This window comes from Paenibacillus terricola, assembly GCF_014779765.1.
Classification (GTDB): domain Bacteria; phylum Bacillota; class Bacilli; order Paenibacillales; family Paenibacillaceae; genus Paenibacillus_T; species Paenibacillus_T terricola.
Map to the genome: position 1 here is coordinate 105,625 of NZ_JACXZA010000007.1, position 15,397 is coordinate 121,021.

Genomic DNA, 15,397 nt, shown 5'->3' on the forward strand with positions numbered 1-15,397 from the left:
TCCATCATGCTGAACGTTGTATTTTCCTCTATATTCAGTATAATCGCATTAGTGAAATTAATGAAATCATCATTTCGAACACCAGCCATAGAGGTGATCTATATCAAATCGATAATGAATATGGAATGGTACCGCATATTTCTCCATACCGCGCGGGCCGGCAACTTGACGCATGCAGCCCAAGAGCTCCACATTACGCAGCCGTCCGTCAGTTATGCAATCAAGCAGCTAGAGGATAGTCTTGGCGTTAAGCTGTTCGACCGACAGTCGAAAGGCGTTGCGCTAACCTCCGAAGGGCGTATGCTGCTCGACTATGTCGAGAAATCGTTCTTGCTGCTCGATAACGGCGAGAAGCAGATCGCTTCTCTGCGCAATTATGAATCGGGCGAGCTGCGCATCGGGGCAAGCGGACCGATTATTAAACATTTGCTGCTCCCGCCGCTGGACGAGCTGCGCGCGCAGCATCCGAATGTCCGCATTCGTCTGTTTCAAGGCAACACTGCTGACACTCGTACGCGGCTGGTCGAAGGTCAGATTGATCTTGGCTTCGTGCATCTGCCGTACGTCGACCCCGAGCTTGAGATCAAGCCGCTCACTGCGATCCAAGGCTGCTTCGTCGTTGGTCCGGCCTACAAGGAGCTGGCTAGTCAGCCAATTACACCAGAGGAGCTAAACAAGCTGCCGCTGCTTCTATTGTCTCGAGGAAGCCATACCCGGCAGTTCATCGAGCGATGGTTCGCTGAACAGGGAATTACGGCAGAAGTCGACATGGAGCTGAACAGCTCCGAGATGCTCGTTGAGCTTGCCCGCCACGGCTATGGTGCCGCCTACGTTACGCGTTCATTCGTTCAGCATGAACTTCGTGAAGAAGCACTGTTCGAGTTGACGACGACAGCACCGATTGCCGAGCGTTTCATTGGCGTCGCAACCCGGAACAACGCTTCCTTATCGTTAATTGCGGATTACTATATGGGGCTGCTGTCTTCTACCTCTCGATAGTAAATCAGGCAATTCCTTGCTTAGGATCACACACTAAAAAACGCAGCGTACAAGCCCGAAGGGCCTATCCGCTGCGTCTTCACATGTTTTATATCTGAACCAATAGCAAAATTATCGACGTTAAACTGAAGCACATGCTGATCAAGCAAAGGAACATGAGCACCTGCTTGGTGTTAAGTCCGGCGCGCAGCAGCCGATAATGAGCCTGGCTCGCATCCGCCTGATAAATCGACTTGCCCTGCATGAACCTTCGAGCGACAACGAACAGGTTGTCGAAGATCGGTACGCCCAGCGCCAGAATCGGAATGAAGATCGACAGCACCGTCGCCTGCTTGAACGCGCCATCCAGTGCGATGACGGCCAGCATGAAGCCGATGAATGTCGCCCCTGCATCACCCATGAAGATACGTGCAGGCGGCCGATTGAACAGCAGATAAGCTGCCGTCACGCCGACAAGCACAATCGCAAGCAGCGCCGAGTTCGATTGCCCCATCACGAGTGCCACGACGAACAAGGTGAGTCCCGAGATCGCGGACAAGCCACCTGCCAAGCCATCCAGCCCGTCCGTGAAGTTAATGACGGTCGTCACCCCGAAGATCCATAGAATCGTCAGAACGAATTGCAAAATAACCGGAAGCACCACGTATTCGCCCGACAAGGGATTGTAGAAGCCGGAGAACTGAACGCCTGCCATATAGACGAGCACTGCGGCTGACACTTGCACGATCAGCTTCGGCAGCGCCGGAAAATCCTTGCCCTTCGTCTTGTACCAGTCGTCAACCGTACCGATGACGAGCAGCAGAATGCCCCCAGCGACAAGCGCCGCGGTCTCCCACGAGAAATCCTTCGTAATGAGCAGGTACGTGACGAAGAAACCAATAAAAATCGCATAACTCGCCGTAAGCGGTATCGGCTTGCGGTGCAGCTTACGCTCCACGTCTGCGCGAGGCTTGTCCACAAAATCAAGCCGGAAAGCCAGCTTCCCGAACGGCGGTATGAGCGCGATAACAATCAGAAATGAAAGCGCAAAAGCGGCTAAATATAAGATTTCCCTCACCACCTACATAGGCTTCGAAATACGAGTCACCTTATATTAACCGCTAATTGTGTCGATTAAACCATCGACTTCCTCAAAAAACCAGATATTGTGTCAATCAGCGTCACCATCACGATAATACCAGGCACAATGACGCCCGAGTGCGCGTTCGCTTCAAGATAGGACAATTAGCAAAAGCTTAACATCATTTCCTGCATAAATATGGTTCAATGAAGGGAGCTATCATCTACTCTTCGACGAACAGGAGCAGCATACCTATGAATTCGCCGCAAACAGCCATCGTTACATTATTGGAAACATCCGATCTGCACGGACATCTGTATCCCACCGATTATCGGGGAGCCGAAGACAAGCCCATTGGGCTTGCCAAGCTGTCTACCATCATCCGCAAGGAGCGGAGCATCGATCCTTCGCTGCTGCTCATTGACAACGGGGATCTGCTGCAAGGGACGCCGTTCATGTACCACTATGCCAAATATGACGGAGACGGCATCCACCCTGCCGCCGAGGCGCTCAATGCACTGCGTTACGATGCCGCTGTAATCGGCAATCATGAGTTTAACTACGGACCTGATCTGCTGAAGCATACCGTCTATCAGTCTGCTTGCCCGTGGCTGTCCGCCAACATCGTGAACGAAGCAGACGGACAACCCGCGTTCGGGCGCCCTTACCGAATCTTCACCTTGCCTGCGGGCATCCGCATTGCCGTACTCGGCGTAACGACGCATTATATTCCGAACTGGGAAAACCCTGATCATATTCGCGGTCTCGCCTTCGAGGACGCACTCGCATCGGCCGCACACTGGACCCGGCATATTCACGAGCATGAGCGTCCCGATGCCCTTGTGGTCTGCTATCACGGCGGCTTCGAACGTGATCCTGCTACCGGCGAGCCGACCGAGCCGCTTACCAGCGAGAATCAAGGCTACGAAATGTGCATGCGGATCGACGGCATGGACGTCCTATTCACCGGGCATCAGCATCGCCTGCTTGCCGGTGAAATCAATGGCGTAGCCATCGCGCAGCCTGGCTTCGCCGGACAAGCCATTGCCAAAGTCCAACTGACATTCGAGCAGACGGATGAAGGCGCATGGTCGCTGCGCAGCAAGAGAGCCAGCCTGCTTCTTACGGCGGATGCCGAGCAGCAGGCTGACGAAGAACTACTAGCACGGTTCGCCGAGCGCGAGCGGCAGACGCAGCAGTGGCTCGACCAGCCAATCGGCAACGCGGAGGGCGACCTAGCAATATCCGAGCCGTTCGCGGCGCGGCAGGCTGATCACCCGTTCACCGAATTCATCAATCGGGTGCAGATGGAGACGACGGGTGCTGCGATCTCGTGCGCCGCTATTTTCACCGATGAAGCGAGAGGCTTCGGCAGGCAGATTACGATGCGCGACGTTACGGCGAACTACATTTACCCGAATACGCTCAAGGTCGTTCGGCTAACAGGCCGCGAAATCCTCGAAGCGCTTGAGCAGAGCGCCAGCTATTTCGACCGGGATGAGCATACGGGCGAGCTGCGGGTTTCTGATGCTTACCTCCTGCCGAAGCCACGCCATTTTGACTATGACATGTGGGAAGGCATCGAGTATGCGCTCGATATTTCGCAGCCTGTCGGAGAGCGTGTCGTCAAGCTGCTCTGGAACGACGCGCCCATCGATCCCGAAACGTTCTTCGAGGTCGCTATGAACAGCTACCGCGCGGGCGGCGGCGGCAACTTCGATATGATCAAGGGCCGGACGGTCGTGCGTGAAATACCGACAGATATGACGGAAATTCTAGCCGATTACATTATGAAGCGCGGAACGATTCGCAGCGAATGCAATCATAACTGGATCGTTTATTAAAGGGCTCGGGCGGCTTTGCTACCCTTTGACCAATCTGGCGCGCATCTTATTGGAGACCAATTCGATCAGCAGAATAAGGATGACCAACCCGATCAGAATCGATCCGGCCTGATCCCATTTGTAGCTGTTCATTGCGAAAATAAGCGGCGCGCCGATGCCGCCGGCGCCGACGAGCCCGAGTATGGAAGCTTCGCGCATGTTCATGTCGAACCGGTAAATCGTTACGGACAGGAAAACCGATAACAGCTGCGGCATGATGCCGTAGCGGATCTTCTCGAACGTCGTGCAGCCGATGGACGTCATCGATTCGAGCACCTTCACATCCAACTCTTCGATCGCGTCTACATATAGCTTGGCCAGCATGCCGATGGACACAATGCCGATGGTGAGCACGCCTGCAAGCGGCCCCGTGGCCACTTTGATGAACATAAGGCCGTAGACGAGCTCCGGGATCGTTCGTATAACGATCAGCAGAAGCCTTGTCAGCCAAGCGACTGGCCTCGGGACGACATTGGAAGCTGCTAAGAAAGCAAGCGGGACAGAGAGGATGCCGCCGACGATTGTACCGAGAAACGCGATCGCCAGCGTCTGAACGAGCAAATAGGGTACACTTTGCTTGGATACGTTGAACAGCAGGTCAAGATCAGGATGAACGATGCCTTTTACAATATTAAACGCGATTTGAAAACCGCTCTGGTTCACGTCTTTGAAGCTTACAGCCCCCACCGACCAGCCGATCAGAATGATGGCGATGAACGTAATGGCCAGTCTGTACCATATCTTGCGCGGCGAAGTCAGAAGCTGTCTTTCTACTGTCGTCATCATAACAACCGATTCTCCTTAAAGAGGTCGTTCAAAAAGTCCACTTTTCGAACACGCATTAAATTAACTTCTTCCGAATATGCTCGCTTACCGTTTCGATCAGATAGACGGTAACGACTAGCGCCAATATAATCATCCCCACGCCCGGGTAATCCCGCCAACCGATATCTTCTTTGATGAGCAAGCCGATGCCGCCGGCGCCAACTAAACCGAGAATGGATGCGTACCTCACATTGCCCTCGAAGCAAAATATCGAAGTCGACAAATAGCCAGGAAGCACTTGAGGAACAACCGCATTGCGAAACGCCTGAATACGCGTCATGCCCAGCGATTCCATCGCTTCGAACGGTCCCATATCTGCGTTCTCAATCTGTTCATAGAGCAGCTTTCCGACATAGGAAATCGTGAATAGCGTGATAGCCACTACGCCAGCCATCGGCCCCAGTCCGAACACGAAAGTCGCAATAAGCGCCGTGACGAGCGTCGGCAGCGTCCTGAGCAGGCTGAGGATCGTCTTGAACAACGCGACGACGATTCGGCTGCGGACAATATTGGAGGAGGCCGCAATCGCGAACGGTACAGCGAGCAGCGATCCGAGCAAAGAGCCGAGCAGCGACATTTGCAGCGTATCAAGCAGCGCTGTCGACATCTTGTGCCAAGAGCTCCAGTCCGGCGGAATCATCGCATCAATGAGAACAAAAAATTCACCGATCCGAGTTACAAGCTTGTGCAGATTAAAGTCGGTGAGCTCGACCGAATAATAGACAGCCGCAATGACGATAACGGCAATAAGCGGCAGCCGCGTTCGCTTCTGGTACACGACTTTGCCGCTTGGCAGCACGATCTGCTTCGGCGGGAACATTTTATCGTACATGGAACGCACGCTCCTCGGCCGAGGCTGCTGCTTCTTCCATTTTGCCGCCGTAAATATAGGACAGCACATCCTTCGTCACCTCAGCGGCACGCCCGTCGAAGACGACCTCACCTTGGCGAATGCCGATAATCCGATCCGCGTATTCAAGCGCGATCTCCACATGGTGGATGTTCATAATGACGGAAATATTCATTTCTTGATTGATCCGCTTAAAATCATCCATTACAAGCTTCGCCGTGACCGGATCCAGCGAGGCGATCGGCTCGTCTGCCAGAATAATGTCCGGACTCTGAGCAAGAGTGCGCGCCAGCGCTACCCGCTGCTGCTGGCCGCCCGACAACTGGTCAACGCGGATGAACGCTTTGTCCAGAATACCTACCTTCTCCAGCGCCTCGAGCGCTTTAAGCTTCTGGTTGCTTGAGAAGATCCCTGTCACCCTCCGCCACATCGGCAGATCGGGCACTAGAGACACAAGCACGTTGTTGATGACGGTCGCGCGAGTGACCAGGTTGAACGATTGAAAAATCATGCCGATCCGCCGGCGGAATCGTCGGATTTGCTTGCCCTTGAGCTTCGCCACGTCGACGCCGTCTACAAGCAGCTGCCCGTCCGTAATGTCGTGCATCCGGTTAATACAACGAATCAAGGTCGATTTGCCGGCACCCGACAGGCCGATTACCGCAACGAATTCGCCTTGCTCTATGCTCACGTTGATGTTGTTCAAGGCGGTCGTGCCGTTCGCATATGTTTTGTTCACGTTAATAAACGCTATCATGTGGATTCCCCGATCTTATAGAGGTAGTTCAAAAAGTCCGCTTTTGATCACGAAGCACCACAGGAAGAGTATTCGGCATCGAATCCTGGATGAAGCTGAGACTTCCGGTTCTCACGTAGCACTTCACTACGCTCCGATCCTCATTCCCCGCTTGATCCAACCTTCTCGGTGCTGAAAACCGAACTTTTTGAACATGGTTGATCTTATAGTCTTGAACTAGGAAAAGATGAGCACATCAAGGCTGATGCGCTCATCTTTCTTCAACCATATGGAGATTGCTTATTCGAAAATAAGAATTCTAGCGCTATTGATTACTTCTTTTGATTACTTCTTTTGATTACTTCTTCAAGCTCTTGATCAGGTCTTGCGCTTTTCTTTCGTTGTCATAGTCAGAAGCTTGAGCCGTTTTGTAGCCTTCATGGCTGTAGATCTTGATCACGTTCTTGCCTGCATCCGTTGCAGCGATGGCGATGAATGCGTTTTGCAGCGCCGTTTTGAATTCTGGCGTCATCTTCGAATCTTTTGCTTCCTTGCTCGCGCTGACCGTATCGTTGTAGATGCCTTGCGTTACGCCGATAACGTTCGTCTCGTCCCAGATCGAAGCTTTGCGGCCGAGATCCGTCGTCCATTTCTCCTCGTAATCGCGTCTAGCGTCCGCATAAGCCACGATGACGTCAGCTTGTCCGCCAGCCAGACGAGCGAAGGAGCTTGCATACGAATCCGACGTTACGACATGCGCGAGGTCGGTAATGCTTTTGTTATAGTTTGCTTGCAGCCAGAGCGTAGGGTAGATGTAGCCTGCCGACGAAGAAGTCGACATGACCATCCAGTTCGCGCTGTTCAGATCGTCCCACGTCAGTTGTTCGCCGCCGTTTACTTTCGCAGCCAGCTCTTGGCCTTTCTTCGTTGGGCCTGCAATGAACAGGGCGCGGTAGTACGTTGCTTGGTTTTCCGTCGCCTTTGTTGGCTTGTTGTCGTTCCAATCCTTCGGATTGTCCGAATCGTTCGACAGGCCTGCGCGCGTAGCCGTCAGAATAACGTCAGCGCCATCGCTGTACAACGCGTAAGTGCCGCCCGGAATGAACCCGATATCCGTCGAACCAGACGTCAATGCTTCGCCTACTGCTTCGTACGTTGTGCCGACATCGATCGTAACTTTATCTACCGTGTAACCTTCCGTCGCCAGTTGGTTTTTGAGCAAATCCTTAAGCGGATCCGTTGCCGTAATGATTTCACTTGGGTCCTTCGAAGGTACGAAGCTTACTTTCAGTTCACCGATTTGTTTGGAAGCATCCGTCGTCGAAGCTTTGGTATCCGTTGTGTCAGTCTTCGTGTCCGTATTCGTTGCTGATTGCGAATTGTCAGTCGTCGTCGACGTATTGTTCGCAGCGGTATCAGTCTTGTCATCTTTCTTGTCCGAACCGCAGCCGGCCATAAGTCCAATAAGGAGTGCAAATACGACAAAGAGTACAAGCTTGTTTTTCACTTTCGATAACCCTCCACTTTTTTCGTCATTCGTATCACGAAACTATCGTACGCCGACTCTATTAACGGGCGATTATCGGAATGTTAGAAGAGTATTGTGAAATTATGTATGTATTGTTAATTAGGCGGAGGCGGCCACGTATTTGCAGCCAAAAAGAAAACCGTTAACGCAATAGCGTCAACGGTCTATCGTTCGATCTATGCAGCTTACAACGCGCCTGCTTCCTTCACGATCTTACTCGCCTGCTCATAATCTTCCTCATCTACGATTGCGACGAGCATAATATCTCTGCCAGTAACGCGGTTGTCCGGTCCACCTGTGCTATACCCGCTCGCGCTGACGCTTGCTGCTGCCAATATCCCTGAGTCAGGCAGGTCGAAGTCACCGCTAAGCGTCAAATAACCAAGTCCAGGGAAATTGCCTGTAATCGTATTGCCAATCTGATCAATGCTCTGATAGCCTGTACCTGCGTAACCGTCAATTCGTTCAATCGCATATTCGACGAGCTTCAATGACTGAAGCTGCTCCAGCGCTTGATTCGCCTGCTCCGGCGTATTGAAATAAGCGAATACCGTTCGTTCCGCCATTCGGGCTTCACTCCAATTCGGGCATCTCGTAGTAGGTGGCAAAAGCCACCAGTAGTGTTCACCTCCCCAGCTGCATCTATTCGGATGAAAAAAAAGACCCTGCCGTCTCATTGACGGCAAGGCCTTCTTGGCACAGGTATTGAATGGACTATTCCGTGTACATAGCTTTCAGCTTCGCACGTTCTTGTTTCGTAACGCCGAGGCCTTGCTCAATGAAGTTGTCGATCGAGCCGTACTTCGCTTTCATCTCGTCGATTGCTGCTTGCAGGAATTCCTTCTGCACGCCCATCAGAGCCGTAATAGCAGCCACTACGTTCTCATCGCCGATTTGCTGCCTCACTGCTTCTACTGCTTTCTTATTCGCTTCTGCACGATAAACGTTCGATGCAAGGTAGTCTTCCATTACCGTCTTCTCATCAACGCCAAGCGCGAGAAGAATGATCGCCGAGCCAAGGCCCGTGCGGTCTTTGCCCGCTGTGCAGTGTTGTACGAGACCGATATTGTTCGGATCGTTCAGCAGCTCCATCAGTTGGATGTAGAACTTCGGCGCATCGACCATTTGCTTGTTGAAACCAGCCATCATCGCAACAGCCGAAGCTTCGTCTTTCATCAGGCCTGAAGCGATCATCGAGTTCAGGTCAGCTGCGCTTCCTGCATTGCCTTCGTCCGTACGGATATACTTCGCACCTGGAATAACAGGGTCAGCGAGTGCATTAACTTCTGCGTCCGTGCGGTAGTCAACGATCGATTTCAGTCCCATGTTCTGAACATATTTCAGATCGGAAGCCGTCAGGTGGCCAAGCTCTTCGCCGCGGAACAACTTGCCCCACTTCACGGTCTTGCCATCTGTCGTTTGGTAGCCGCCGAGATCACGGAAGTTGAACGCGCCTTGCAGGTTTACTTTGCGTTCGGATGTTACGATCGTGTCGCCGTTGCCGCCTTTGATCAGGAAATAAATACGTGCATTCGGATTCGGATCTGCCGTTACATGGCCATTGAAAGCCGTGTACGTCTTCGCCAGCAGCTTGCCGCTTTTTTCAATGTTGTCTGGGGACGTGCTCCAGTATATTTTGGCCGCGCCTAGATCTGCACTTGCTTTCCAACGAACAACGAGTGTGCCGTCGCTCTTACGCTCTACACTTGCTGTCGTGAATTCGCCCTGCTTCTTCGCTTGTACAGCCGAAGCAGCTGGAGCAGCAAAGCTCGTCATTGGCGCCACAGCGCCGAGCAGGATGGATGCAGCCAGAATTGCGGTCGATAGTTTCTTGTACATGAATAATGTGCCCCCTAATGGATAAGTGCTTGTACACAAGATTAGGGGTTTAGTATTCACACCACATCAACTGCATGTTAAGAGTTCGTAAAACCTCTAAGGGAAATTGTCGTGTACAATTGCTCGAAACTCATTATAATTTATGTAATTCATTTCCACATTTGAACGATTGGAGGTTCTCCCCCTCATGTCGCTATCCGTTACGATTAGAGCCGTTCAAGCCAACGACTATGCAGACGTTTATGCCTTTCAGCAGGAGTATCTGGACTCGGAGCCTTATGAGGCTTTCACTCAGCGGGTAGAAGGACCGTCCTCGCTATATTTCGCCGCTTACCAAGGGCAGCAGCTGGCTGGCATTATTTACGGAAATCCCTCTCGTAAATCCGAGCAGGATTATATGCTGCAAGGAGTAGCGGTCAATCTCGATACGAGACTAGGTTTGGCGCGGCAGGGCATCGGGTCCCGGCTGATGCAGACGTTCGAGAACGCCGCTCGTCTAGTTGGTGCGAATTCCGTCAGTGTGGGTGCGGCGGATGACCTGAAAGTCGAGCGCTTTTATCTCAAGAACGGCTTCCACCCCATTGAACTGGTAGCCAAGAGCGCCGACTACCGCGAGCTCGAGCGCGTGTCCATCCGTGACTACGAGGCAGGCAAACAGCTGCAGGAGCAGCTTCGCGCGAAGCACGCGGCTCGCGAGGTTATTTTTATTTTCGCCAAAGCGTTGAAATAGAAAGGCGGCCTCATCATGCACATTGGAATCGACCTTGATAACACTGTTCTCGATGCGACGACCCCACATCTTCACTATTACAATCTGGCTTCTGGTCTAGACCTAACAGCCGATGACGTCGATAATTTCTTTCTTTACAAAATGTACGGGTGGAATCAACAGGAGCGCGACGCCGTCTATTACCAGTACGGGCGCGACATCCACTGGCAATCGGCCCCGCTGCCGGACGCCGTCTCGGTGCTGCAGCAGCTGTATCGCGAGCATCGACTGTCCATCATAACCGCCCGCCCGCTGCAGTTCCGTGATGTGACGCTCGAATGGCTTGCGCATCATGACATTGCTTATCACGACATTGCTTTCATCGAGGACAAGCTGCAGCAATGCGCCGAGTCCATGGTCGAAGTGTTGATCGACGATGGACCGCATTACGCGGTGCAGTTCGTCAACGCACGCAAGCCTGTTATTCTGATGGAGCAGCCCTATAACCGCTCGGTTCCATCACATGATTTGCTGTTCCGTGCCACTAACTGGACTGATGTACAGAAGCATTTAACTGCCATTGCAACGCTATAAACAGGGAGCCCTGAGCGGCTCCCTTACTCATTTCTTACTTGCTAAGCTCATCAATTACAGCTTGTACGCCGTATGCGTTACCGCTCGGACCATAACCAAGCGCGAGCTCGCCATTGATACCGTACACATGACCATTCTTAACTGCCTTGAGCTGTTTCCATACTTCGCTGTCTTTCCAAGCGTCCGTTGCTGCTCCCATCGTCACGCACTTGAACGAATGCGACTAAACCATTCAGACCGGATAGCTTCTCTTTGCCTGCTTGTTGATCCGCTTGGTACTTCGCGATGTAGTCAGCCGCAATGTCCTCTTGTCCGAGAATTTCACCAAACATATTCACCATTATGTGAATGGCTCCCTTGACGGACGGGGCAGTTAACTCTATACTTTCAGATAATGATAATCATTATCATTATATCATGAGAACACTGCTGATGAAATTGCAAAGGTATAGATTTCGAAATAAACGCACGAAACAATACATCCTTTAGCTTGGCACCATTACAAACTACGAGATTAGGGAGATGAGCGTATGAGCGAACGAGACATTTACGACGTGACGGTTATTGGAGGAGGTCCTGCAGGGCTGTACTCTTCCTTCTATAGCGGACTTCGGGAATTGAAGACGAAGCTGATCGAGTTCCAGTCTTACCTTGGCGGCAAGGTCAATGTGTATCCGGAGAAAATGATATGGGATGTCGGCGGCCTAACCCCCGTCACCGGCGAGAAGCTGATTCAGCAGCTCATTGCGCAAGGACTCACCTTCGACCCAACCGTCGTGCTGGGTGAGAAAGTAACGTCCATCTCGAAGGGCGAGGATGGCGTATTTACCCTGCACACGTCCTTAGGCGCGGAGCATTACTCCCGCACTGTTATTCTCGCTGTTGGCGGCGGCATTCTGAAGCCGCAGAAGCTAAAGCTCGATGGCGCCGAGAAGTACGAGGTGTCCAATCTGCATTACACGGTTAAGTCGCTGTCCCGCTTCAAGGGTAGAACAGTGCTCATCTCCGGCGGCGGCAACTCCGCGATCGATTGGGCGAACGAACTGGAACCTTTTGCGAAGAAAGTGTATCTGACCTACCGTAAGGAACAGCTGAAGGGGCATGAGGCTGAAGTGACTCGCCTATTCAAGAGCTCGGTAACCTGCCTGCTGAATACGGACATAGAACGGCTCGTTGCGACAGAAGACCATTCGGCCATCGAACGCGTCGCGCTGCGCAATCTGGATGACAACGCACTAGTGGAACTAGCCGTCGACGATGTCATTGTCAGCCACGGATACGAGCGCGACAAGGATCTGCTTGCGCACAGCCAAGTATCGATCGAGATGAAGAACGAATGGTGCATCGACGGCACATCCATGAGCGAAACGTCTGTGCCGGGCATCTTCGCCGCAGGCGACATCCTCGCCCATGAAGGAAAGCTGCACTTGATTGCTGGCGCCTTCCAAGATGCGGCTAACGCCGTCAATAAAGCGAAGCAGTACATAACGCCAACGGCCGAGGCGTGGGGCATGGTGTCCTCGCACAACGAGCTGTTCGAGGAGCGTAACCGCGATCTGAAGAAGCAGCTGTTTGCGAACATCTAATACGCCAGGGGCTTTGCCCCTTGAACCCCTTAACCACTTAAACCAACATTTCAACATTTCAACATTTCAACATTTCAACATTTCAACATTTCAACATTTCTACCCACCCAAACCCTCCCTGCAAGGGAGGGCCCCAAAGGTCGTGTGACCTCTGGACTCCTCACAAGGACGCGACTTTGATGACTTGGGAGCGTGTGCCCGCTTTTGCCGCTGAGCGGCAAAGCTTCTTGTTTCGTGTGCCTAATAACGTTTCAGTGTCTGCATACTTTGTTCGTACGTGTCCACCTGTCACTGCCCATTGATGGGACTTCGATAAGCTGCACCATTTGGATGCCCAAACATATTACGCATCAAAACTTGTTCTTTCGTGTCCACCTGTCACCACCCCTTAATGGGACTACGATTAGCTGCACCATTTGGATGCGCACATCAAAACTTTGTTCGTACGTGTCCACCTGTCACTGCCCATTGATGGGACTTCGATAAGCTGCACCATTCGGCCAGTTATCCACGCCATTGGACGCTTGCTACTCCTCGTCCCCGCCCATCAGTTCGGCGAGCATTCGTTCCCGATTGTTCATGAACTGTTTCATGATGATGAAATGCTCTGTTTCCTCGAGCGCCTTCTCTTCTATCCCGTCCGTTGTGAGATTGTAGATCAATGCATCCGGGTAGGCCATGAGAATCGGTGAATGAGTCGCGATAATAAACTGAGAGCCCTGCTCCACCAGCTCGTGAATACGTGCGAGCATCGATAGCTGACGAAGCGGCGAAAGTGCTGCCTCGGGCTCGTCCAATATGTATAGGCCGCGTCCCCCGAATCGGTATAGGAACGTAGCGAAGAACGACTCTCCATGCGATTGCTCGTGCAGCGACTTACCGCCATAGGAATCAATTAGCGGCGGTCCGGACGACGGTTCCCGATCAAGTGCATCTACCGTCGTTGCTAGGTTATAGTAGCTCTCCGCTCGGAAGAAGAATCCGTCCTTCGGCCTGCGCGTCCCACGCACGAGCCGTATATAGTCATGCAGCTCCGAATGCGAGGCCGCCGTCGAGAACGTAAAGTTAATCGATCCGCCCTCGGGATTGAAACCCCATGCGACCGCGATCGCCTCCATCAGGGTCGACTTTCCCATTCCATTGTCACCGACCAGGTACGTTACTTTCGGATGAAATGACAACGAGCGAAGTTGCTTCACAACCTCTAGGTTAAACGGATACACCTCAAATGACGGAATACGCTGCCGTTCCAATTCCACTTGCCGTAAGAAAGGCATTGGACCATACATCATGAACACCTCCTAGCTCATTCCATTATAAAACGTTTGCGCCAGCATACGGAACAAACCTGCTGCTTTCTGCGTCCATATTAGCAATAGATCAGGAGGGATTCAACATGCGAAATGCTATTATCCTTTTCATGCTATTCGCTTTAACCGCATGCAGCAGTCCAAGCAGTAAGGAACCTCTCACACTGGAGCAAGTGATAACGGCATTCGAGAATGAGAAGCTTCAGCTTCAAGCTGCCGATGCCAATCCAATGAATATCGTTCAGCAAGGGATTAACGGCGTACAACCAAGCTTCTATTCTTTGAACAACAACGATACGCTATATTTGTTTATTTTCAAGTCGGAGGCGGATCGGAAGCAGGGACGCGAGGACTTCTATAATCGCCCAGTCGACTTCGCGGCTCATTCGACGTATGAAATAAACAATGCCCTTGTATTATGGTTCTACGGTGAGGACGCTGAAGCCAATACCGATGGGCGTATTCGAACAACACTCAGCCATCTCGGAACAGTGCAGCAATAAAATCAGCCATCCTGCGACTGCCGCGGGATGGCTGATCTTATTAATGCGAGAATCTCGAAATGACTTGGTTCAGCACCGATGCAACACGCTTCGGTCCGCCTTGAATATCCTGCTGCGACACGGTCACGCGAACGAAGCTTTCGTCCATCTCCATCGCTTCCGCGAATCGTCCGAACAGCCCGACTGCCTTACGGTCAATCTGGAGCAGAAGCTCTACGTTGCCGTTTTGCTGACGGAGGAAGATAAGTTCAAGCTCATCCAGTCGGCCTCTGTAAACGCCGGACTGCGGCACCCATTCCAGCTCCTGCACGAACGGTGAGTGTGCACCACCAAGACGCGGAGCATAGAGTGTCTCCACTTCACGCAATCGGAAACCAAGCGCTTCTACGGCTTGCATAATCACACGCATCGGTTGCGTCGGTACGACGTCAATCCGATCCTGATCGGTTGGGTCCACAGCCGAGCGGATATCAGCTGTCGTCTGAATGAAGACCGGCGTTCTTCCGATCGTAAGCGGTGTGCTTACAGGCAGCTGGAAAGCAAACTCCACATCCTTCTGTTCATTGGCCTGCAATTGAATCGGCGGCGTTGCGCGAATGACACCCAACTGCGCCTTCTCCTGCACCTTCGTATCGTTAACTTCTCTCGTGTAGTAAGTCATAACCGCTAGGTCAATGCCTTCGATCCGCTGCTCAACCGTCCCGCCATATATGCGAATGACACCGCGAATCTCTTCTCCCGGGTAGTACGAAGCCTTCTCCAACAACGTATCCACCTTCGCGGAACCAACCCCAACGCTGGCCATAATTCGATTAAATAATGACATCTGCATCCCTCCTGCTTCTTATCCGTAAACCATGCGAAGGGAGGATCAGCCCCACTTCCACACCTACCAACGTCTACGGACTATCGCGGAGAAACGATTCATCATTTTTGAATTAGTCCCGCATTTTGTTTGTACAATGCGAAAAGCCA

General features: G+C 52.2%; 16 protein-coding genes. 6 read left to right on the top strand and 10 right to left on the bottom strand.

Features of this window, described 5'->3' with window-relative positions; all coding sequences use genetic code 11:
- The first annotated feature begins 60 nt into the window (after positions 1–60).
- Positions 61–999 (top strand): LysR family transcriptional regulator, encoded by a 939-nt coding sequence (locus H8B09_RS24340; RefSeq protein WP_224753956.1) that lies wholly within the window; start codon positions 61–63, stop codon positions 997–999.
- An 88-nt stretch (positions 1,000–1,087) separates the two neighbouring features.
- Here the strand turns inward: H8B09_RS24340 and H8B09_RS24345 are convergent, their stop codons facing one another.
- Positions 1,088–2,047: an MraY family glycosyltransferase gene (locus H8B09_RS24345; protein ID WP_191206412.1), complete on the bottom strand. Its 960-nt coding sequence runs from the start codon at positions 2,045–2,047 to the stop codon at positions 1,088–1,090.
- Between the two features lie 266 nt (positions 2,048–2,313).
- Between H8B09_RS24345 and H8B09_RS24350 the strand changes: the two genes are divergently transcribed.
- Positions 2,314–3,903 (top strand): bifunctional metallophosphatase/5'-nucleotidase, encoded by a 1,590-nt coding sequence (locus H8B09_RS24350; protein WP_191206199.1) that lies wholly within the window; start codon positions 2,314–2,316, stop codon positions 3,901–3,903.
- A gap of 18 nt (positions 3,904–3,921) precedes the next feature.
- Here the strand turns inward: H8B09_RS24350 and phnE (H8B09_RS24355) are convergent, their stop codons facing one another.
- The 6 genes from phnE (H8B09_RS24355) to H8B09_RS24380 form a co-directional block, all read right to left on the bottom strand.
- Positions 3,922–4,725 (bottom strand): phosphonate ABC transporter, permease protein PhnE, encoded by an 804-nt coding sequence (gene phnE, locus H8B09_RS24355; protein WP_191206413.1) that lies wholly within the window; start codon positions 4,723–4,725, stop codon positions 3,922–3,924.
- 58 nt (positions 4,726–4,783) lie between these two features.
- Positions 4,784–5,599 carry a phosphonate ABC transporter, permease protein PhnE gene (gene phnE, locus H8B09_RS24360; protein ID WP_191206200.1) on the bottom strand — a complete coding sequence of 272 codons (816 nt, stop codon included), beginning with the start codon at positions 5,597–5,599 and terminating at the stop codon, positions 4,784–4,786.
- The gene (phnC, locus tag H8B09_RS24365) at positions 5,589–6,374 is read right to left on the bottom strand and encodes a phosphonate ABC transporter ATP-binding protein (protein ID WP_191206201.1); all 786 of its coding nucleotides are present in this window, start codon (positions 6,372–6,374) and stop codon (positions 5,589–5,591) included. The genes phnE (H8B09_RS24360) and phnC overlap by 11 nt, the downstream gene beginning before the upstream one ends.
- 337 nt (positions 6,375–6,711) lie before the next feature.
- Positions 6,712–7,860 (bottom strand): phosphate/phosphite/phosphonate ABC transporter substrate-binding protein, encoded by a 1,149-nt coding sequence (locus H8B09_RS24370; protein ID WP_318152745.1) that lies wholly within the window; start codon positions 7,858–7,860, stop codon positions 6,712–6,714.
- A gap of 206 nt (positions 7,861–8,066) precedes the next feature.
- A complete protein-coding gene (locus H8B09_RS24375) occupies positions 8,067–8,447 on the bottom strand; it encodes a cupin domain-containing protein (RefSeq protein WP_191206202.1) in 381 nt (126 codons plus the stop codon).
- A 148-nt stretch (positions 8,448–8,595) separates the two neighbouring features.
- A complete protein-coding gene (locus tag H8B09_RS24380) occupies positions 8,596–9,720 on the bottom strand; it encodes a tyrosine-protein phosphatase (RefSeq protein ID WP_191206203.1) in 1,125 nt (374 codons plus the stop codon).
- 187 nt (positions 9,721–9,907) lie between these two features.
- Here H8B09_RS24380 and H8B09_RS24385 point away from each other — a divergent pair, with 187 nt between their 5' ends.
- Both H8B09_RS24385 and H8B09_RS24390 read left to right on the top strand, forming a co-directional pair.
- Complete coding sequence (locus H8B09_RS24385; protein ID WP_191206204.1) at positions 9,908–10,450, top strand: GNAT family N-acetyltransferase; 543 nt, start codon at positions 9,908–9,910, stop codon at positions 10,448–10,450.
- A gap of 15 nt (positions 10,451–10,465) precedes the next feature.
- Positions 10,466–11,023, top strand: coding sequence for a 5' nucleotidase, NT5C type (locus H8B09_RS24390; RefSeq protein WP_191206205.1), 558 nt, complete (start codon positions 10,466–10,468; stop codon positions 11,021–11,023).
- A 137-nt stretch (positions 11,024–11,160) separates the two neighbouring features.
- Here H8B09_RS24390 and H8B09_RS24395 read toward each other — a convergent pair whose 3' ends face one another.
- The gene (locus H8B09_RS24395; RefSeq protein ID WP_191206206.1) at positions 11,161–11,364 is read right to left on the bottom strand and encodes a hypothetical protein; all 204 of its coding nucleotides are present in this window, start codon (positions 11,362–11,364) and stop codon (positions 11,161–11,163) included.
- 189 nt (positions 11,365–11,553) lie between these two features.
- Here H8B09_RS24395 and H8B09_RS24400 point away from each other — a divergent pair, with 189 nt between their 5' ends.
- Positions 11,554–12,609, top strand: coding sequence for an NAD(P)/FAD-dependent oxidoreductase (locus H8B09_RS24400; protein ID WP_191206207.1), 1,056 nt, complete (start codon positions 11,554–11,556; stop codon positions 12,607–12,609).
- A 527-nt stretch (positions 12,610–13,136) separates the two neighbouring features.
- Here the strand turns inward: H8B09_RS24400 and H8B09_RS24405 are convergent.
- Positions 13,137–13,901 (bottom strand): AAA family ATPase, encoded by a 765-nt coding sequence (locus tag H8B09_RS24405; protein WP_191206208.1) that lies wholly within the window; start codon positions 13,899–13,901, stop codon positions 13,137–13,139.
- Positions 13,902–14,005: 104 nt separating this feature from the next.
- On the opposite strand from H8B09_RS24405, the gene H8B09_RS24410 reads away from it, so the two are divergent.
- Positions 14,006–14,422 carry a hypothetical protein gene (locus H8B09_RS24410; protein ID WP_191206209.1) on the top strand — a complete coding sequence of 139 codons (417 nt, stop codon included), beginning with the start codon at positions 14,006–14,008 and terminating at the stop codon, positions 14,420–14,422.
- Positions 14,423–14,462: 40 nt separating this feature from the next.
- On the opposite strand, the gene H8B09_RS24415 is transcribed toward H8B09_RS24410, so the two are convergent.
- A complete protein-coding gene (locus tag H8B09_RS24415; RefSeq protein ID WP_191206210.1) occupies positions 14,463–15,248 on the bottom strand; it encodes a sporulation protein in 786 nt (261 codons plus the stop codon).
- Positions 15,249–15,397 lie beyond the last annotated feature (149 nt).